This window comes from Bacillus sp. SRL543 (assembly GCF_984799205.1).
The window spans coordinates 3,685,242-3,705,155 of the sequence record NZ_OZ481794.1 but is presented as its reverse complement, the minus strand read 5'-3'; the positions used below and the strand labels follow the sequence as shown (position 1 = coordinate 3,705,155).

Here is a 19,914-nt window from a genome sequence, read left to right as displayed (position 1 = left end):
GCTTTGGTCTTTCCGTTCATAAAAGGTGTGAAGCAGACTATATTGAATAAGGTCCAAAAATGTTATTCTGAATAATTAGACTTTTTGAAAATGTGCACAATCATGAGCACAAAAGTTTTTATATATGTTATACTAATCGTAAGGATAAACAGCTAAAGTATAACACTTATTCGGAAGGGGCCGTATAATGATGGCGAGAATAGCGATTAATGGTTTTGGAAGGATCGGAAGAATGGTGTTCAGAAAGGCAATTATGGAGGAAAATCTTGAAATTGCAGCAATCAACGCCAGCTATCCTGCTGAAACTCTGGCTCATTTAATCAAATATGATACGAATCACGGTATGTTTGAAGGCGAAGTGATTCCTGAAAATAATGCAATAATCGTAAACGGGAAGCGCATCAGGCTGCTGGCAAGCAGGGATCCCCTTGAGCTCCCGTGGAGGGACCTGGAGATCGATATTGTCATTGAAGCAACAGGCAAATTCAATTCCCGCGAAAAAGCAGCGCTCCATCTAGAGGCGGGAGCTAAAAAGGTTATACTGACTGCCCCGGGTAAAAATGAGGATGTTACTATTGTGATGGGAGTAAATGAAAGCGCATTAAATATATATGAGCATGACATCATTTCTAACGCATCATGCACCACAAATTGCCTGGCGCCTGTCGCAAAGGTGCTTGATGAAAAATTCGGGATTGAAAACGGACTGATGACGACCGTCCATGCCTACACAAACGATCAGAAAAATATCGACAATCCTCATAAGGACCTGCGCCGTGCACGGGCATGCGGACAATCGATTATTCCGACATCGACAGGAGCCGCCAAAGCCCTTTCCCTAGTACTCCCCCAGCTGAAGGGCAAGCTTCACGGAATGGCCCTCCGTGTCCCGACGCCAAATGTGTCGCTGGTTGACCTTGTGGTGGACCTGAATAAAGAAGTGACGGCCGACGAAATCAACGATGCCTTTGAAGCTGCAGCAAGGGGAGGCATGAAGGGCATTTTGGATATCACAGAAGAGCCGCTCGTATCTGTCGACTTTAATACAAATGAACATTCTGCCATCATTGACGGCCTCTCAACAATGGTTATCGGCCCCAACAAAGTAAAGGTGCTCGCCTGGTATGACAACGAATGGGGCTACTCCTGCCGAGTCGTCGACCTCGTTAACTTTGTCGCAGGAAAAATGACTAAACTAACAGAAGTAAAAGCAGGCTGACAACACTGAGAAATTGTAAGCTGATGCTTGTTTATTAAAGCACGCTTGTTTTAGAAAACAGGGGGAACGGAAGAAATCTTCCGTTCCCCTGTTTTTATTTTTTTGTACTAGGCTTTTGCCTTTAAAAAAATTTTAAAAACCAGTTGATTGCAGTGGAAGGCACGAAGACTCCTGCGGGATTGCAGCGGCAAAGCTGAGACCCCGCAAGAGCTTGCTCTGAGGAGGCTCAGCGCCGCCCCGCGGAAAGCGAAGTGCCTGGAACGGAAATCAACCTCCCCATACCTATGGCTAACCCTTAAAAAACCAGCTTTTTGAGATTTATTCCAGTCTTTTTCCATCTATTAATTAAGATAAAATACACATCTAAAAAAATCAAAAACTCCTGTTGCAAAAAAAATATAAACAAAGTATACTATTCCTCGTGAACTTCTTGAATTTTGGCAGTGATGGCTACTTAAAGGGTTAGGACCTCTCTGGACTAACTTTCCCCCGTGGTAGTTATTGGCCAGTAAAAATGAAGAAGCTCATTAATTCGCTTGTATTTTTAAAAAGGGGGAAATTTGAATATGGAAACAATGGGCCGTCATGTTATTTCAGAGCTATGGGGCTGCGATTTTGAAAAGTTGAATGATATGGAATTTATTGAGCAGACATTTGTGGGGGCTGCATTGAAGTCAGGTGCAGAAATCCGCGAAGTCGCGTTCCACAAGTTTGCGCCGCAGGGAGTAAGCGGAGTGGTAATCATTTCCGAGTCTCATCTAACAATCCACAGCTTCCCGGAGCATGGCTATGCAAGCATTGATGTATACACATGCGGAGATCTTGATCCTAACATTGCTGCAGACTATATTGCGGAAGAGTTAGGCGCTCAAACGCGTGAGAATATCGAAATTCCTCGCGGCATGGGTCCTGTTCAAGTTAAGCAAGCTCAAGCAAACGCACTATAAAAATGACAAACTGATAAATTGACAAATCAAAGGGGTGTATCCGTACACCTCTTTTTATATTGGCCGGACAGCAGGTCAGAACGATCTCAAAAAAATAAGATAGTTTTTACAACTGCGGTTACTGTCTAGCAGCTGCGCCTGCCCCCTCCAGGTCACAAGCTGACTCTCCCAAAAAGACAAAGAACGCCTTTCCGGGAGGATCGTGTTGAGGCCCCCAGGAAGCTAATCATGCATACGCTGCCACAGGACGTGGCGTTCTTAGTCTGCGTTCCATTTTTGGCAAGGCGCTTGCGCTTTTCTTGTGTTAAAATAAAGAAAAGTGATAACTCGGAGGGTGAATGGATGTCAATTTTTCGGACAGTTTTCGGCCGCTTTCAAAAACAGTGTGAAACAAGTGAAAGCCATCGGGATGAGAATCTGCGGACAAGATACTATAAGGCCAGCTTTAATAAGGCTTTTGAAACTGCAGAAAACGTTCTGCGGAAGGATCCCAGCGTGAAAATGATCAGCTCTGCCAAGGAGCATGGAGAAATGGCTGCGGAAATCACCCGCGGCAGAAAGTACTTTGCCATTATCACCATTGTGTCTGTAAGGGGAATGGAGTCTGCCATTGATGTAAATATATCGACTGAGCAATTTTCCCCTACTGGAGCATTTCCTGCCCTGAAAAAGGAAATCACAGGTTTCTATAGCAGGCTGGATAAAGAGCTTACATATCTTGGTTCCGGCAGGAATGCTGAATAGCGGAAGCTTGTACCGCTGATGTGTTTTTTATATGATAGAAACAGAATGGCCTTCGTGCAGAGAAACGGCCAGCAAGTACATGAATGAGGATACGGAGCTGATTGTATGAAATGCCCTTCATGCCAGAATAACAATACACGCGTCCTTGATTCCCGTCCGGTCGATGACGGCCGTTCCATTCGCAGAAGGCGGGAGTGCGAGAAATGCGGCTATCGCTTCACCACGTTCGAGAAGGTGGAGGAGATACCCCTCATTGTCGTAAAAAAGGAAGGCACACGCGAGGAGTTTAGCCGCGATAAGATGCTGAGGGGCCTGATCAAGGCCTGTGAAAAACGCCCTGTTGCCCTTAAGGAGCTTGAAGAAGTGACATCAGAAGTGGAGAAGGAGCTTCGCAGCCAGGGGGTTTCTGAAATAAAAAGCGAATTTATCGGTGAAATGGTCATGGACAGACTGGCCAAAATTGATGAGGTTGCTTATGTCAGGTTTGCCTCTGTTTACCGGCAATTCAAGGATATCAACGTATTTATCGATGAGCTGAAAGAATTGATCAAAAAAGAACAATGATTTTTTGGAAGTGATGCACTGAGGTGCCTGCAGCCAGAGCCGAGCTAAAGACTGTCTTTGGCTCTTTTTTTGGCTGGTTTCCCGAAGATCGTAGAAAGGTTGGCAGCTATGACTCAGCATTGGCAAGAAATGCTTCCGATTGACCGCTATGCAGTGGCCGCGAGCGGTCTTTTGCATGATTATGACCGAAAGGTGCTTACGTTGCTGTACCAGCCCTTAATCGGGGCATCCTGTCTCAGTTTATATATGACGCTATGGGCTGAACTGGAGGAAAACAGGCTCTGGTCTCAATCAAATACCCATCATAGCTTGATGAATTTCATGGGGATGAACTTAAAGGAAATCTATGAAGCAAGACTGAAGCTTGAAGGGATCGGCCTTTTGAAGGCGTTCGTAAAAAATGATGAAGGCAGCCGCTCTTTTATATACGAACTGCAGCCGCCGCTGAGTCCGGAGCAGTTTTTCCTGGATGGAATGCTTAACATCTATCTGTATCGCAAAATCGGCAAAAATCAGTTTCTGAGGCTTAAACGATTTTTCTGTGACCATGATTCCGGCGTGATGCAGGGTTATGACGAAGTGACTAAAGCCTTTCAGGATGTGTATGAATCAGGCCATCCTGCCGCTTTCTCACCTGACCAGGATACAGGGAGGGATGTGTCGCTTGAAGAGGGATTTACCTTCATAGGCAGAACAAGCCCTGAAGAGATAAAAATCGGAGGCTCATCCTTTGATTTTGAACTGCTTGCAGCAGGCCTGAATGAATCACTTCTTCCCAAGTCGGCGCTGACCCCGAAGGTCCGGGAGGCAATCAGCAACCTGTCCTTCCTTTATGGCATTGATGCCCTGCAGATGAAAAACATCCTGATCAGTGCCATGACGGAAGATAATGACATCAATATTGAAGAATTGAGGAAGTCGGCACGTGACTGGTATCAATTTGAGCATCAGGACCAGCTGCCGTCCCTCATAGACCGGATCCAGCCAGGCATCCATCAGGTACAGGCCGCTGAGCCGAAAACACAGGAAGAAGAATTGATCAGATATATGGAGATCACTTCTCCGCGCCAGCTGTTAAAGGATATATCCGGCGGGGCAGATCCCTCCAAGGGTGATCTGCAAATCATAGAGGACGTTATGTTTCAGCAGAAGCTGCACCCTGGCGTTGCTAATGTTCTGATTCAGTATGTTATGCTAAAGACAGATATGAAACTGACGAAAGCATATGTAGAAAAGATTGCCGGGCATTGGGCAAGAAAACAGATTAAAACGGTTAAAGAAGCGATGATGCTGGCCAAAAATGAACACCGCCAGTATCTGGAGTGGGCAGAAGGCAAAAAGTCAAAGCCTGCTTCAGCTAAAAAGCCGATCAGAAAAGAAGCGCTGCCAGACTGGTTTGATGAGCAGCAGGAAGAGCCGCCGCAAAAAGCTGCTGCCGCAGATGACTCTCAGTATGAGGAAAAAAGGCGGGCCTTGGAGGAAAGGCTTAAAAAATATCGGAAATAAGGAGGTGGCAGAATGGAAAGAATCAATGAGACACTGAGAAAACTTGCAGGCAATGAAAGCTTTCAAAAGAGGTACGAGCAGCAAAAAAAGGAAATTTTCTCTCATCCTGATGTAAAAGCTTTTCTCCAGGAACATCGTGCAGAAATTACAAATGAAATGGCAGAAAGAAGCATGATCAAGCTCTCGGAGTATGCACAGCAGAGCAAGGAATGCAGAGAATGTCCAAGCCTTGGGGAATGCAAAAATATGATGCAGGGTTATCACCCTGAACTGGTCATCAGGAGAGGGATCATTGATGTCCAATACAATCGCTGCCCGCGCAAGGTGATCCATGATGAACGGAAGAAAAATGAGAAGCTGATCCGGAGCCTGTATATTCCAAAAGAGATTGTCAACGCCTCCTTTGCTGATGTTTACCTGGATACCAGACTGGATGCAGTTGATAAAGCGGAAAGCTTCGTCGAGAATTATAAGCCGGGTACAAGGCAGAAGGGACTTTATTTTTACGGGAAGTTCGGGGTCGGCAAGTCCTTCCTGCTTGGTGCAATCGCCAATGAGCTTGCCAAGAAGAAAATCTCGTCCATGATCGTCTATGTCCCGGAGCTTTTAAGGGAAATGAAAAGCAGCATCGGAGATTCAACCTTAAATGAAAAGCTTGAGGCCATTAAGCGCGAGCCGGTCCTGATGCTTGATGATATTGGCGCCGAAACAATGTCCAGCTGGACAAGGGATGAGGTGCTGGGGCCGATCCTGCAGTTCAGGATGCTGGAGAATCTGCCAACCTTCTTTACATCCAATTTTGATATGCAGGGGCTGGAGCACCATTTGACCTACAGCCAGCGCGGTGAAGAAGAAAAAATGAAGGCGCGCCGGATCATGGAGCGCATCCGCTACCTGTCTGAGCCGGTTCTCGTTGACGGGCCGAACCGCCGTGTATAAAGAATAATGATGAAAACTGCCTTTGCAAAGGCAGTTTTTATTTTGGTGTGCAACTGTTTCCCCCCCTTTTTTATCCCCTTCTGTTCCGCATTTGCTTCTAAATTGTACAAGTTTCCCATATACATGGAATCAGGGATATTAACGAAGGAAGCCGTATGGTCAGGAAGGAGAGAATATCTCCCAGCGCTTGCTGCAGCTTCGGATATTGTTTAATAAACAAGGGGGGATATGATTGATTGAAATCATTTTCCAAAATCAGCAGGATGCGAGGAAACTGCAGGATCTCCTGGAGCTTGGACTGTCATCCTGTCATATATCAGCACTTCAACTTAAAGACGGGCATACTGTTCAGGTCAGGCAGGGCGGATTACAGGAACATGCAGACATTGTAAAAAAGGCGATTATGCATTTCATTATAGAAACTAAGCAGGATGACTGGTTCCGCAGGATTCTTTCGGAGCAGTATTTTTATGAAGATGAGGAAGAACAGCAGCAGATAATGGATATTATCCATTCCATCCTGGAGGGAAACAGGGACGATCTATCTGCGTTTCTGGAAGGTCCTGGACCGGAGGAAAGCCTTAGTGTGGCGATTGATGAATTGATGTCAGGGAACATCACTTCATTTTCGTTCGATTCTTTTGTAAAATTCCGTCTCCGCCCAATGATGGACCAGCTTGAACGGTATGCAGCGCTTTCCATTGATGAATATAAGATGGAACAGGAATACCAGATGTTCATCCATATGCTGAGGGACTTCCTGAAGGGCAGGGCCCCTAAGCGCAGTGCTGTCCATCTGTTGATGGGGGAGGAAAATGCTTTTTATGATGGCGGGCTCTCTGAGATCAAGCGGGCAGAGCTCTTGAAGATGGTAGACCGCAGACTGCTTTTTAATCATCCGGTATACGTCGATTCCGTTACAATCGCCCCGCTGCTTTCGATGGCGCCGACCGCCATATATCTTTATACAGATGAACCAGACTCTCCGCTCGCCCGGACCGTCCGGAATATCTTTGAGGAAAGAGTGTTCATCCAGCCTTTTGAAGCCTTTACAGAACTGAAAAAGGTCCTCTCTGCAGCAGGCAGGGAGAAAATCTGAAATCCCTTGATTTTTCCAAGATAAACTACTATAATAACGTACATAATAATTCAAACACCACAAATGTAGCGACGAGGACAAGGGTATTCCATTACGGTTCAAAGAGAGGGAAGCCAAGGCTGAAAACTTCCCAGCACGGATGAGATGCTTACCGCCTCCGAACAACAGCCAGGAAAAGGACAGTGACTTTGCGCCCGTATAAATAGCCGGGTGCAGCAGACGACGAAGAGATTCGCCGTTTATCATTGGCCCAAGTATTGGCTGGCGGGCATGGGACCGTTATATCCCTCACTAAGCCGGACTGCGTGATTTTTTGCGTCTGGGAATTTGGGTGGAACCACGTGTTAAATACAGCTCGTCCCTTCTTTAGGGACGGTTTTTTTGTTTTTTAATCACATAAGGAGGAATTTTCATGTCAGAAGTAATTAAATTGACTTTTCCGGATGGAGCTGTAAAGGAATTTCCGAAAGGGACATCTACAGAGGATGTGGCTGCATCCATCAGCCCGGGATTGAAGAAAAAAGCGCTAGCCGGAAAGCTGAACGGCACAATGTACGATCTTCGCAGGCCGATAGAAGAAGACGGTTCCATTGAAATCGTCACACAGGGCAGTGATGAAGCACTCGAGGTTCTTCGCCACAGTACAGCCCACTTGATGGCACAGGCCATCAAACGCCTGCACAAGGGCGCCAAATTCGGTGTCGGCCCTGTCATTGAAGGCGGATTTTATTATGATGTCGATCTTGAAGAGTCATTAACTCCTGAAGATTTGCCGCTGATTGAAAAAGAGATGGCCAAAATCGTCAATGAAAACATTGATGTGAACCGCAAGGCGGTCAGCCGCGAAGAAGCGGTCGAGTTCTTCAAGGAAATCGGAGATGAGTACAAGCTTGAACTGATTGAAGCCATTCCGGAGGGGGAAACTGTCACCCTTTATGAACAGGGCGATTTCACAGATCTCTGCCGCGGCGTCCATGTACCTTCAACAGGCAAGATCAAGGAATTCAAGCTGCTCAGCATTGCCGGCGCATATTGGCGCGGAGACAGCGACAATAAAATGCTGCAGCGCATTTACGGGACAGCGTTTTTTAAGAAAGAAGACCTGGCTGAGCATCTGCGCCTGCTTGAGGAAGCGAAAGAGCGCGACCACAGGAAGATCGGCAAAGAGCTTGATCTTTTCATGACTTCCCAGAAAATCGGCCAGGGACTGCCAATGTGGCTGCCTAAGGGTGCAACCATCCGCCGCATCGTTGAGCGCTACATCGTCGACAAGGAACAGCGCCTGGGCTACGAGCATGTCTATACGCCTGTAATGGCAAATGTTGATCTCTATAAGACTTCAGGACACTGGGACCACTACCAGGAGGATATGTTCCCTGTCATGGAAATGGATAACGAGGAGCTTGTCCTCCGTCCAATGAACTGCCCGCATCATATGATGATTTATAAAAACAGCATTCACAGCTACCGCGAGCTTCCGATCCGGATTGCGGAGCTTGGCACGATGCACCGCTATGAAATGTCCGGGGCGCTGTCAGGACTGCAGCGTGTCCGCGGGATGACTTTGAATGATGCCCATATCTTTGTGCGCCCTGATCAGATCAAGGAAGAATTCAAGCGCGTCGTCCACCTGATTCTTGAAGTATATAAAGACTTCAACATTGAAGATTATTCTTTCCGCCTGTCTTACCGTGACCCTCAGGATACTGAGAAATACTTCAATGACGACGTGATGTGGGAAAAAGCACAGTCCATGCTGAAGGAAGCAATGGACGAGCTTGGGCTTGATTACTATGAAGCAGAAGGAGAGGCAGCTTTCTATGGCCCTAAGCTGGACGTGATGGTGAAAACGGCGCTTGGCAAAGAAGAGACCCTTTCAACTGCACAGCTTGATTTCCTTCTGCCAGAGCGCTTTGACCTCACTTATGTAGGCGAAGATGGAAAGCAGCACCGCCCGGTCGTCATTCACCGCGGCGTCGTATCAACAATGGAACGCTTTGTGGCTTTCCTTATCGAAGAATATAAAGGAGCATTCCCGACATGGCTGGCACCGGTACAGGTACAGGTGATCCCTGTTTCTCCGGACGCCCATTTCGACTATGCGAAAAAAGTCCAGGAAGAGCTCCAGGCTCAAGGATACAGAGTGGAATTGGATGCCCGCAATGAGAAGATCGGCTACAAAATCCGCGAAGCACAGATGCAAAAGATTCCTTATATGCTTGTTCTTGGCGACAAGGAAGTTTCAGATAATGCGGTCAATGTCCGTAAATACGGTGAGCAGAAGTCTGAGACAATGTCATTTGATGTATTCAAGGATGCACTGAAGGAAGATACAGCGAGATAACAATTATTAAAGGGAGGCTTCGGCCTCTTTTTTTAATAGTTAAACTTTGTTAGCAAAGTTGATTTTGGGCTCATTCGTGTGAAACTCTGTTTCACACGCCTTTCAGCTGTGCTGAATATCTGGCTAAATGAGCCCGAAATCAACAACAATGTTTAATTCAGCCAATAATTATATCGATTATGAAAAAAAACCGCGAAAACTATTGCCAGAAATCAATTTCTTTGATAGAATTCAAATCGTTGTGATAAAAACATCTATTCGTTTGACATGAAAATATCATTTGTGATATAGTTACTTAGGTAAATTGAATACGGCTTTGAGGAAAAGAAGAAGCACCCGCTTCTCACCTGGCTGACGCAAAGAGCAGTTGGCAGGTTTTACGGAAACAGCTTTTAACTTGTCGTTTCGTAAGTGTGGGTGATTTCATCCGCACTTTTTTATATGTCTAAAAAGCTTTATGATGTAATATTGTCATTGTCATGCTGGATGCAGCGTGGGATTCGGTGCAGGTTCTGCAGCTTGTGCTGCTCTTGACTCAGACGTTGTATTCGCACAAAACCTTGGAGGTGGCTAACTATTAGCAAACAAGATATGTTGTTAAACGAGGGAATCCGTGCCCGTGAAGTTCGTCTAATTGACCAAAACGGCGAGCAATTGGGAATCAAGTCCAAGATTGAAGCGCTTGAAATTGCTTCACGAGTAAATCTTGACGTTGTTCTTGTTGCGCCAAATGCTAAACCTCCTGTAGCCCGTATCATGGACTATGGAAAGTTTAAGTTTGAGCAGCAGAAGAAGGAAAAAGAAGCTCGCAAAAACCAGAAGATTATCAATATCAAAGAAGTTCGCTTAAGTCCGACTATTGATGAGCATGACTTTAATACAAAGCTGCGAAATGCAATTAAGTTCCTGGAAAAGGGCGATAAAGTAAAAGCTTCGATCCGATTCAAAGGTCGTGCGATTACACATAAGGAAATCGGTCAGCGTGTTTTAGTCCGTTTTGCGGAAGCCTGCAAGGAAGTTGCAGCTGTGGAATCACATCCGAAAATGGACGGACGCAGCATGTTCATGGTCTTAGCACCTAAAATCGACAAGTAAAGAGGGGGAATTCCACATGCCAAAAATGAAAACTCACCGCGGTACTGCTAAGCGCTTCAAGAAGACTGGTTCAGGCAAACTGAAACGTTCTCACGCTTACACTAGCCACTTATTTGCTAACAAATCAACTAAACAAAAGCGTAAGCTTCGTAAAGCTGCGATTGTTTCCAAAGGCGATTTCAGACGCATTCGCCATATGCTAGACAACATTAAGTAATTTCCGAATATAGGAGGGAAAAGATATGCCACGTGTAAAAGGCGGTACAGTTACTCGCAAACGTCGTAAAAAAGTTCTTAAATTAGCCAAAGGTTATTTCGGTTCAAAACATACATTATATAAAGTTGCTAACCAGCAGGTTATGAAATCATTAATGTATGCATACCGTGACCGTCGCCAGAAAAAGCGCGACTTCCGTAAACTATGGATCACTCGTATCAATGCGGCTGCCCGCATGAACGGTCTTTCTTACAGCCGTTTGATGCATGGCCTTAAGGTTGCAGGCATCGAAGTGAACCGTAAAATGCTTGCTGAGCTTGCAGTTGCTGACGAAAAAGCATTTGCTGAATTAGCTTCTGTTGCAAAGCAGAACCTGAGCAAGTAATAAGGCTGAGGCCTTTAGAAAGCCATTCTCGCTAAGAGGATGGCTTTTTTCAATAATAAGACTATACATAAAGGGGACGGCGGATAATGGAATGGGCTGCTTTGTATTTGCTGCTGATCAATGCAGCAGGCTTTTTTATTATGAGGGCAGATAAACAAAAAGCACGGAAAAATCAATACCGGATAAGCGAAAGAACACTCTGGACCATAGCTTTTGTTTTTGGGGCCCCGGGGATGTACGCAGGCATGAACAAATTCAGGCATAAAACAAAGCATGACGCTTTTAAATACGGGCTGCCGGCGCTGAGCATGCTTGAGGCAGCAGTCTGTATATATTTGCTCGCCGTTTGGTCATAAGCGTCGATCATTTGCTATATGTTAAAGTAACATCATGATTTAACAGCAAAGAAGGTGGCACCCATGAATGAAATGCTGTCTCTCGTGTTGGCCGCCGTCCATACAGGCGGCTGGCTGTCTCCGTTTTTATTCATCCTGCTTCACGCACTCAGGCAATTTCTTTTCGTGCCTGCTGCAGCCATCTGCATGGCTGGAGGGGCGGCATTCGGCATGGTGCCGGGCGCCGCTTATTCTGCTGCAGGACTGCTGCTTGGGAATATGCTTTTTTATTGGATGCTGGAAAAAATGCCTGCTGCCCGCAGTAAGCTTTCTTCTTTGAAAAAACGCTGGTTCGGGGAGTACAGGAATCTTACCGCAGGCCAGGTGGCCGTTCTCCGGCTGATCCCTTTCGTGCACTATCATCTGCTTACCTTTTGTCTGCTCGAGCGATATAAACGGTTTGGGGAGTTTGTGAAAGGAAGCTGGGTGACCAATCTGCCAATGGCGGTTTGCTATACCATGTTTGGCGGTTTCATCAGCCGCTTTTCGCTGCCGGCCGCTTTAACAATCCTGTTGGTCCTTGGAGTATTTGTATATATGCTCAGGGAGAAAATGAGTGTCATTAAATGGCGGGAGTTTTTCAGGGAAGCTGCATAAGAACAGCAGAGCCTTCCTATTATAAAGAGGCGCCAGTCAGATGATTGGCGCCTCTTTCTTCTTTTTAAAATTGGCAAGGATGAGCACGAAATCAACTTGGAAAACTAACAGATACTAAAGTTTAATGGTGTCTGTACTTTTGCTCATGAATTCCTTGATAGGGCTTTTCCAGTCAAGCTTTGCGTTGGGATATTGCTCCGAAATCTTTCTTTCAATGAATTGGAAGTCTTCCCTTACCATTCCTTTGAGGGAGGACGGGCTGTGCGGCCATATAAAGATGGAAACAACCTCGAAAGCATTTTCCGTGGTACCCAGATATTTTTCCCCCTCGAGCAGGACGCCCTTGTACGTGATCAGGAAATTTTTGCGGACATTATTCTGGTCGTCCAGGAAATAATAGCGCTTTTGGTCATGAGCAAGCTCGAGCTTCCGCTTTGGGTTGATTATATATTTTACGCATGTGTAGATGAGAAATAAAATGAGTGCAAACAAAAGCAAGCGTATCGCCCACATCATAAAATACCTCCACTTGGTCACAGTTTTATCTTTATTTACGGATATATCTCAAAAAAGTTTCGTTCTTTTTTTAATTTGTTATAATTTTTTCTGACGGGTGTTTTTTTGGTCCGTCCCTGCCAGTGACAGAACCTGCGGGGAAGTTTGAAAGGAGAGTTTTTCTGCTATGAATATTAACAGGCTTTTTGAAATGCAAAAAGCGCTTGACCATCATATCGAGACAGAGCATAAACTAACAGAAGATAATCTATTTGAGAGGAAAATCCTTGCCCTTCTGGTGGAGCTGGGCGAGCTGGCCAATGAAACGAGGTGCTTCAAATTCTGGAGCCAGAAGCCAGCATCTGAGCCTGCTGTGATCCTTGAGGAATTCGTCGACGGCGTCCATTTCATCTTATCACTCGGGATTGAGTGCGGTTTTGAGGAATGTGCCCGCATCGAGGCAAATGGGAAGGAAGAATCACTGTCACGCCAGTTCCTGCATCTCTATCACCTGGTTGATGTATTCAAAGCTTCCATGACCCTTGAAGATTTTAATGGGCTGTTCAGTGCTTACATAAGTCTTGCAGAAATGCTTGGGTTCACTGAAGAGCAGATCGAAAAGGCGTATGTGGAAAAAAATGAAGTGAATTATGAAAGGCAGCGCCAAGGGTACTAGTACTAGCAGGGCCTTGCCTCATCATGGGAATCCGCAAGATTGGGATTTTTCTTTTTACACTTTTGGACAGTAAGGTATAATAGAGAAGAAAATAAATATTAAGGGAGTCGAAACATATGGCAAAATTGGATGAAACGCTGACGATGCTGAAAGAATTGACCGATGCAAAAGGCATTCCGGGCAATGAGCGCGAAGTTCGCGAAGTCATGAAGAAATACATAACTGAATTTGCAGACGAAGTGACAACAGATGGCCTTGGCAGCCTTGTGGCCAAGAAAACAGGAAAAGAGGGCGGACCGAAAATCATGGTTGCCGGCCACCTGGACGAAGTAGGTTTCATGATTACAAGCATTGATGACAAAGGCTTTCTCCGTTTCCAGACGGTCGGGGGCTGGTGGTCCCAGGTTATGCTTGCTCAGCGCGTCACCATTGTAACAAGCAAAGGGGACATTACAGGCATCATCGGATCCAAGCCGCCGCACATCCTTCCTGCTGAAGCCCGCAAGAAGCCGGTCGACATCAAGGATATGTTCATCGATATCGGTGCTTCCAGCCGCGAAGAAGCAATGGAATGGGGAATTAAGCCTGGTGATATGGCAGTCCCTTATTTTGAATTCACTGTGATGAATAACGAAAAAATGCTGCTTGCCAAAGCATGGGATAACCGCATCGGCTGTGCCATCGCCATCGATGTGCTGAAGCACCTTAAAGATGCCGAGCATCCAAACGTAGTATACGGCGTCGGTACAGTTCAGGAAGAAGTAGGGCTGAGAGGGGCGAAGACAGCTGCCAATCTCATTGAACCGGATATCGGATTTGGCGTGGATGTAGGAATCGCGGGGGATACACCTGGAATCTCTGAGAAGGAAGCATTGAGCAAAATGGGCAAAGGGCCGCAGATCATCCTTTATGATGCATCCCTTGTTTCTCACAAAGGCTTGCGCGACCTTGTCACAGATACAGCGGACGAAATGAATATTCCATACCAGTTCGACAGCATTGCCGGCGGAGGTGCAGACTCAGGCGCCATCCATCTGTCACATAATGGGGTGCCATCCCTGGCCATCACGATTGCAACACGGTATATCCATTCACACGCAGCCATGCTTCACCGCGATGATTATGAAAATGCAGTTAAACTCATTGTTGAAGTCATCAAGCGTTTGGACAAAGAAACTGTTGATAGAATCACTTTCGAATAAAATGTAACGGGTGACAGGCACCTATACCACTTTCAAAATTGGTATGGGTGCCTGTCACCCTTTTTCGCTGCAGCCCTATTTCAGGCTGTTTTCCAATGTGTGGAGCATTTCTTTTTTGTCTTCTTCTGATGAGTTCTGCCAGATGACTTCAAAGAGGACGCCAAGGCCAGGCAGCATTTTTTCTTCGCCGTTCTGGATTGCGTCGACTATCGTCTCCTTCAGCTCGTCCTGAGAGTTGCCGGTAACATTGTGGATAATGGCATTGCGCAAATTCAGATTCATCTGCACGCACCCCTTTCATATTCAATTCTTTAATATGATTTCTATTTTTGGATTTATTATGTACAGAGGGTAAGCTATAATAAGAAAATTGAAAGCTGAAAGAAAAAGGAGAGACCGTGTTGAAGCATATTCAATCTGCAAACAATCCGCAGATCAAACAATGGAGGAAGCTGCTGGCCAGGAAAGAGCGGGACAAAACAGGGATGTTCCTTGCCGAAGGCTATCATCTGGCAGAAGAGGCGCTAAAGAGCGGAAACGCCGCAGAGCTGCTCTTCAGTGAAAATGCGGAGCTTCCGTCCCGCTGGAATTACGGCGAACTGCCGGTAACAATGGTAACTGATGAAATCATAAAATCACTCTCAGATACCGAAACACCCCAGGGTGTCATCGCGGTATGCAAGGAAGAAAAAACGCTGCTGTCTTCTGTAAAGGGAAGCACCTTCCTGCTGATAGATGCCGTCCAGGATCCAGGCAATCTGGGAACCATGATCAGAACGGCAGATGCTGCCGGAATTGATGCAGTGGTTGTAGGGAAAGGCAGCGCAGATGTCTATAATCCAAAGGTGCTCCGCTCTGCACAGGGCAGCCATTTCCACCTGCCGATCCTGAGAGGCGGACTCCATGAGTGGATGGACAGTCTGAAGGAAGAGGGCATACCGGTCTACGGGACCGCCCTTGAAAATGCATCTCCGTATAAGGAGACCCAGCCGGCCGGACGCTTTGCGCTTTTGGTTGGAAATGAAGGCAGCGGGGTGAGTCCTGAGTTTCTTGCGAGGACAGATAAGAATCTTTATATCCCGATTTACGGAAAAAGTGAATCGCTTAACGTCGCCGTTGCAGCAGGCATCCTTATGTATTATCTAAAGAATTGAATTGGGCCAGCAAAAACTTGAAAAGAGTTTGAAACAAAGAGAAGAATATACTATAATAAACAGCAAAACTGCATTACATAAAAAGCTTTGATGGAGAAAAGTAGCTTATAAGAGCTCAACAGGGATAAAATGCCGTGACTGAAAGCATTTTAGAGTGTCTTACAAGTGAAGTTCACCTCCTGAGCTGGCATCGGGATCATTTGCAGACAGCGCAAATCGAAAGATGCCCCCGGCACAGCCGTTATCTGAATGAAGCGAACAGCACCTTTTTTGAAAGGCAGCTGTTAATAAGGGTGGTACCGCGAATCCAAAACCTCGTCCCTTAACAGGGAGGGGTTTTTTATTTTGCCTAAAAATACCGCTGATAAGTAAAAAGGAGGAAAAAAGATGCAAGACCGTTTAAAAGAATTGCAGCAGGAAGCTTTAACTTCAGTTGAAAAAGCTGAGAACCTGAAAGAGCTCAATGATATCCGCGTATCTTATCTTGGCAAAAAAGGCCCGATTACTGAAGTCCTGAAAGGGATGGGCAAATTATCGGCCGAAGAGCGCCCGAAAATGGGGGCGCTGGCAAACGAAGTGCGCGACAGCATTTCTTCGGCCATTGAAGTAAAGCAGGAAAAACTTGAGATGGCAGCCGTTGAACAAAAGCTGGCTGAAGAGACCATTGATATCACCCTTCCGGGAAGTCCTGTCAAAACCGGGACTCATCATGCTCTGACAAAAATCGTGGAAGAAATTGAAGATCTGTTCATCGGGATGGGTTATACAGTAGCAGAGGGCTATGAAGTGGAAAGCGATTATTATAATTTTGAAGCGCTGAACCTGCCGAAGGGACATCCGGCCAGGGATATGCAGGATTCTTTCTATATAACGGAGGAAACACTTCTCCGCACTCATACTTCTCCTGTCCAGGCACGTACAATGGAGGCCAATGAAGGAAAAGGGCCCGTCAAGATCATCTGCCCGGGCAAAGTATACCGGCGCGATAACGATGATGCGACCCACTCCCATCAGTTCATGCAGATTGAAGGGCTGGTTGTGGCCGAGGGGATCAGCATGGCGGATCTAAAAGGCACACTTGAAGTCTTTGCTAAAAAGATGTTCGGCGATGAACGGGAAATCCGTCTCCGCCCGAGTTTCTTCCCGTTCACAGAGCCTTCAGTTGAAGTGGATATTTCCTGTAAAATCTGCGGCGGGAAAGGCTGCAGTGTCTGCAAGGGCACCGGCTGGATCGAAGTGCTTGGTGCAGGCATGGTCCACCCGCATGTGCTTGAGATGGCAGGCTATGATCCGAAGAAATATACCGGCTTTGCATTCGGCATGGGTGTGGAGCGGATTGCAATGCTGAAATATGGCATAGATGATATCCGCCATTTTTATACAAATGACATTCGTTTCTTGAAACAATTTTCAGTACAGGAATAGGAGGACTGCTTTATGTTGGTTTCATATAAATGGCTGCAGGAATATGTAGATCTATCCGGCATCTCCGCAGCAGAATTGGCAGAAAAGATTACTAAGAGCGGAATAGAAGTTGAAGGCATCGAAACATTGAACGAAGGCATTAAAGGGGTAGTTGTCGGCCACGTGCTGGAACGCGAGCAGCACCCGAATGCCGACAAGCTGAATAAATGCCTTGTAGATACAGGGGGAGAAGAGCCTGTACAAATCATCTGCGGTGCGCCGAATGTGGATAAAGGCCAGAAGGTTGCCGTTGCAACAGTAGGCGCTGTCCTGCCGGGCAACTTCAAGATCAAGCGGGCAAAGCTGCGCGGTGAAGAATCAAACGGCATGATCTGTTCTCTTCAGGAGCTTGGAATCGAGAGCAAGCTTGTGGCCAAGGAATTCTCTGAAGGCATCTTTGTTTTCCCGAATGATGCGGAAGTGGGCCGGGATGCGCTTGAAATGCTGAACAGGGACGACCATATCCTTGAACTTGGCCTCACACCGAACCGTGCAGACTGCCTGAGCATGCTCGGCGTTGCTTATGAGGTTGCAGCCATCCTGAGAAGAGAAGTGAAGCTTCCATCACCGCAGGCAGCAGAATCAGCTGAAAAAGCTTCTGACTATATTACTGTTAATGTTGAAGCCAAGGAAGACAATCCGCTTTATGTGGCAAAAGTCATTAAAAACGTGAAAGTCGGGCCTTCGCCGCTATGGATGCAGACGAGGCTGATGGCAGAGGGCATCAGACCGCATAATAATGTGGTTGATATCACGAACTACGTTCTGCTTGAATACGGCCAGCCGCTCCACGCTTTTGACTACGGACGCCTTGGCTCTAAAGAAATATTGGTACGCCGTGCGAATGAAGGTGAAACCATTGTCACACTGGATGATGCAGAAAGGAAGCTTTCCACAGATCATCTTGTCATTACAAATGGAAGTGAGCCTGTAGCGCTTGCAGGTGTAATGGGCGGCGCAAACTCCGAGGTGCAGTCAGATACAACGACAGTCCTTCTTGAATCTGCGTATTTCACAGCAGGGACGATCCGCAAAGCGTCAAAGGATCATGGCCTGAGAAGCGAAGCCAGCACCCGCTATGAGAAGGGAGTAGACCCTAACCGTGTCCGTGCTGCTGCAGAAAGAGCGGCTGAACTGATGGAGAAGTATGCATCAGGCGAAGTTCTTGAAGGAGCCGTTGAAGCTGATTATCTTACACTTGAGCCAGCTGTCATCTCCATCTCGCTGGAAAAGATCAACAGGGTCCTCGGAACTGAACTGGCAATGGGAGAAGTAGAAGATATCTTTGCCCGCCTTCAGTTTGAAGCATCTGCTGACAATGGTTCCATTACCGTAACAGTCCCAAGCCGCCGCGGTGATATTACGATCGGGGAAGACTTGGTTGAAGAAGTGGCAAGATTGTATGGCTATGATAACCTTCCTGTTACATTGCCTTCCGGCGAATCGACTCCTGGAAGCCTGACGGACTATCAGAAGAAACGCCGCATTGTCCGCCGCTACCTGGAAGGTGCCGGTTTATACCAGGCAGTGACCTATGCTTTGACCAGCGAAAAGAAAGCAGGCCAATATGCGATTGAAAGCCGCGAACCGATCAAGCTGGCAATGCCGATGAGTGAAGACCGCAGCATCCTGCGCCAAAGCATCGTTCCGCAGCTGCTGGAGGTATTGAAGTACAACACAGCCCGCCAGAATGACAGCCTCGCCGTATATGAGACAGGTTCCGTATTTCTATCCAATGGCAGTGAGAGTCTTCCAGAGGAGCGCGAGCATCTCGCAGCGGCCATCACTGGCCTTTGGCACTCCCACCCTTGGCAGGGAGAGAAAAAGCCGGTCGATTTCTTCGTGTTAAAAGGAATTGCGGAAGGCTTGTTTGCCCGCCTCGGCCTTGAAGGAAAAGTTGAATACCAGCGTGCCGCAATCGACGGCATGCACCCGGGCAGAACGGCTGAAATCGTCCTTTCCGGCAAGAAAATCGGTTTTATTGGGGGAGTCCATCCAACAGTCGAGAAGGATCTTGACCTGAAGGAAACCTATGTATTTGAGCTTTCCCTCAAGGATGTGCTTGAAGAAGAAACTGCGCCGCTTCAATATCAAGCGATTCCGCGCTACCCGTCCATTACAAGAGATATCGCCCTTGTGATTGATTCTGAAAAAGAAGCAGGAGAGCTGGATCGCATCATCAAGGAAGCTGGCGGAAGCCTTCTGAAGGAAGTCGCAGTGTTCGATCTGTATGAAGGAGACAGAATGGAGGCTGGCAAAAAGTCGCTTGCATTCTCTCTGAAATATTTTGATCCGGAGAAAACACTGACAGATGAAGATATTGCCAAAGCCCATGAAAAGGTGCTTGAAGCAGTTAAAGAAAAAGCCGGGGCAGTATTGCGCGGTTAATATGAAAGGCAGCCGCCAGGCTGCCTTTTGTATGGATAAATTGAATTTGCAGGAAGTTGCTAGTGTAAATGGGGCTTTTGATATCCGTTCCAGGCACTTCGCTTTCCGCGGGGCGACGCTGAGCCTCCTCCCGCTGCGCGCTGCGGGGTCTCAGCATTGCCGCTGCGATCCCGCAGGAGTCTGCGTGCCTTGCACTCCAATCAACAGGGTTCTTAAAATTAGTTGGGCAAGTTTGCAGGACTAATAAATGGGGCTGTTGATTTCCGTTCCAGGCACTTCGCTTTCCGCGGGGCGACGCTGAGCCTCCTCCCGCTGCGCGCTGCGGGGTCTCAGCATTGCCGCTGCAATCCCGCAGGAGTCCGCGTGCCTTGCACTCCAATCAACAGGGTTCTTAAAATTAATTGGGCAAGTTTGCAGGACCAATTAATGAGGCTGTTGATATTAATTACAGGCACTTCGCTTTCCGGGGCGATTTTGAGCTTCC

20 protein-coding genes and 2 other annotated features are annotated in these 19,914 nt (G+C 46.8%); of the genes, 18 read left to right on the top strand and 2 right to left on the bottom strand.

Annotation, left to right across the window (positions count from 1 at the left end):
* Positions 1-187: 187 nt before the first annotated feature.
* The 13 genes from AC4E8B_RS18940 to AC4E8B_RS18880 all read left to right on the top strand — a co-directional run bounded on the left by AC4E8B_RS18940 (position 188) and on the right by AC4E8B_RS18880 (position 12,051).
* Positions 188-1,219 (top strand): glyceraldehyde-3-phosphate dehydrogenase, encoded by a 1,032-nt coding sequence (locus tag AC4E8B_RS18940; RefSeq protein WP_490214870.1) that lies wholly within the window; start codon positions 188-190, stop codon positions 1,217-1,219.
* 566 nt (positions 1,220-1,785) lie between these two features.
* Complete coding sequence (speD, locus tag AC4E8B_RS18935) at positions 1,786-2,166, top strand: adenosylmethionine decarboxylase (protein ID WP_009791374.1); 381 nt, start codon at positions 1,786-1,788, stop codon at positions 2,164-2,166.
* A gap of 342 nt (positions 2,167-2,508) precedes the next feature.
* On the top strand, positions 2,509-2,910 hold the full coding sequence (locus AC4E8B_RS18930; protein ID WP_224898499.1) for a hypothetical protein: 402 nt from the start codon (positions 2,509-2,511) through the stop codon (positions 2,908-2,910).
* Positions 2,911-3,015: 105 nt separating this feature from the next.
* Positions 3,016-3,474, top strand: a complete 459-nt coding sequence (gene nrdR, locus AC4E8B_RS18925; RefSeq protein WP_009791377.1) for a transcriptional regulator NrdR — start codon at positions 3,016-3,018, stop codon at positions 3,472-3,474.
* Between the two features lie 108 nt (positions 3,475-3,582).
* Positions 3,583-4,980 (top strand): replication initiation and membrane attachment family protein, encoded by a 1,398-nt coding sequence (locus tag AC4E8B_RS18920; protein ID WP_490214868.1) that lies wholly within the window; start codon positions 3,583-3,585, stop codon positions 4,978-4,980.
* 12 nt (positions 4,981-4,992) lie between these two features.
* On the top strand, positions 4,993-5,919 hold the full coding sequence (dnaI, locus tag AC4E8B_RS18915; protein WP_490214867.1) for a primosomal protein DnaI: 927 nt from the start codon (positions 4,993-4,995) through the stop codon (positions 5,917-5,919).
* Positions 5,920-6,151: 232 nt separating this feature from the next.
* Entirely contained in the window at positions 6,152-7,018 is an 867-nt protein-coding gene (locus AC4E8B_RS18910; RefSeq protein WP_490214866.1) for a putative sporulation protein YtxC, read from the top strand.
* A 412-nt stretch (positions 7,019-7,430) separates the two neighbouring features.
* A complete protein-coding gene (thrS, locus tag AC4E8B_RS18905; RefSeq protein WP_490214865.1) occupies positions 7,431-9,362 on the top strand; it encodes a threonine--tRNA ligase in 1,932 nt (643 codons plus the stop codon).
* 318 nt (positions 9,363-9,680) lie between these two features.
* Positions 9,681-9,807: a sequence feature (ribosomal protein L20 leader region), on the top strand.
* Between the two features lie 146 nt (positions 9,808-9,953).
* On the top strand, positions 9,954-10,457 hold the full coding sequence (infC, locus tag AC4E8B_RS18900) for a translation initiation factor IF-3 (RefSeq protein WP_490214863.1): 504 nt from the start codon (positions 9,954-9,956) through the stop codon (positions 10,455-10,457).
* Positions 10,458-10,473: 16 nt separating this feature from the next.
* Positions 10,474-10,674 carry a 50S ribosomal protein L35 gene (rpmI, locus tag AC4E8B_RS18895; RefSeq protein ID WP_009796129.1) on the top strand — a complete coding sequence of 67 codons (201 nt, stop codon included), beginning with the start codon at positions 10,474-10,476 and terminating at the stop codon, positions 10,672-10,674.
* A 25-nt stretch (positions 10,675-10,699) separates the two neighbouring features.
* On the top strand, positions 10,700-11,059 hold the full coding sequence (gene rplT, locus AC4E8B_RS18890; protein WP_009796130.1) for a 50S ribosomal protein L20: 360 nt from the start codon (positions 10,700-10,702) through the stop codon (positions 11,057-11,059).
* 86 nt (positions 11,060-11,145) lie between these two features.
* Entirely contained in the window at positions 11,146-11,415 is a 270-nt protein-coding gene (locus tag AC4E8B_RS18885) for a DUF1294 domain-containing protein (RefSeq protein WP_257992006.1), read from the top strand.
* 63 nt (positions 11,416-11,478) lie between these two features.
* Entirely contained in the window at positions 11,479-12,051 is a 573-nt protein-coding gene (locus tag AC4E8B_RS18880; protein ID WP_490214862.1) for a TVP38/TMEM64 family protein, read from the top strand.
* Between the two features lie 114 nt (positions 12,052-12,165).
* On the opposite strand, the gene AC4E8B_RS18875 is transcribed toward AC4E8B_RS18880, so the two are convergent.
* Positions 12,166-12,567, bottom strand: coding sequence for a sigma-w pathway protein ysdB (locus tag AC4E8B_RS18875; RefSeq protein WP_490214860.1), 402 nt, complete (start codon positions 12,565-12,567; stop codon positions 12,166-12,168).
* Positions 12,568-12,733: 166 nt separating this feature from the next.
* On the opposite strand from AC4E8B_RS18875, the gene AC4E8B_RS18870 reads away from it, so the two are divergent.
* Together AC4E8B_RS18870 and AC4E8B_RS18865 are read left to right on the top strand one after the other, a co-directional pair.
* Positions 12,734-13,222 (top strand): dUTP diphosphatase, encoded by a 489-nt coding sequence (locus AC4E8B_RS18870; protein WP_490214858.1) that lies wholly within the window; start codon positions 12,734-12,736, stop codon positions 13,220-13,222.
* Positions 13,223-13,338: 116 nt separating this feature from the next.
* Entirely contained in the window at positions 13,339-14,424 is a 1,086-nt protein-coding gene (locus AC4E8B_RS18865) for a M42 family metallopeptidase (protein ID WP_490214857.1), read from the top strand.
* A 75-nt stretch (positions 14,425-14,499) separates the two neighbouring features.
* Here AC4E8B_RS18865 and sspI read toward each other — a convergent pair whose 3' ends face one another.
* Entirely contained in the window at positions 14,500-14,706 is a 207-nt protein-coding gene (gene sspI, locus AC4E8B_RS18860; protein WP_490214856.1) for a small acid-soluble spore protein SspI, read from the bottom strand.
* A 119-nt stretch (positions 14,707-14,825) separates the two neighbouring features.
* Between sspI and AC4E8B_RS18855 the strand changes: the two genes are divergently transcribed.
* The 3 genes from AC4E8B_RS18855 (at position 14,826) to pheT (ending at position 19,430) form a co-directional block, all read left to right on the top strand.
* Positions 14,826-15,578 carry a TrmH family RNA methyltransferase gene (locus tag AC4E8B_RS18855; RefSeq protein ID WP_490214855.1) on the top strand — a complete coding sequence of 251 codons (753 nt, stop codon included), beginning with the start codon at positions 14,826-14,828 and terminating at the stop codon, positions 15,576-15,578.
* 78 nt (positions 15,579-15,656) lie between these two features.
* Positions 15,657-15,904 (top strand) — a binding site (T-box leader).
* 61 nt (positions 15,905-15,965) lie between these two features.
* Positions 15,966-17,003, top strand: coding sequence for a phenylalanine--tRNA ligase subunit alpha (gene pheS / locus AC4E8B_RS18850; protein WP_490214853.1), 1,038 nt, complete (start codon positions 15,966-15,968; stop codon positions 17,001-17,003).
* 12 nt (positions 17,004-17,015) lie between these two features.
* Positions 17,016-19,430: a phenylalanine--tRNA ligase subunit beta gene (pheT, locus tag AC4E8B_RS18845; RefSeq protein ID WP_490214852.1), complete on the top strand. Its 2,415-nt coding sequence runs from the start codon at positions 17,016-17,018 to the stop codon at positions 19,428-19,430.
* Positions 19,431-19,914: the final 484 nt, after the last annotated feature.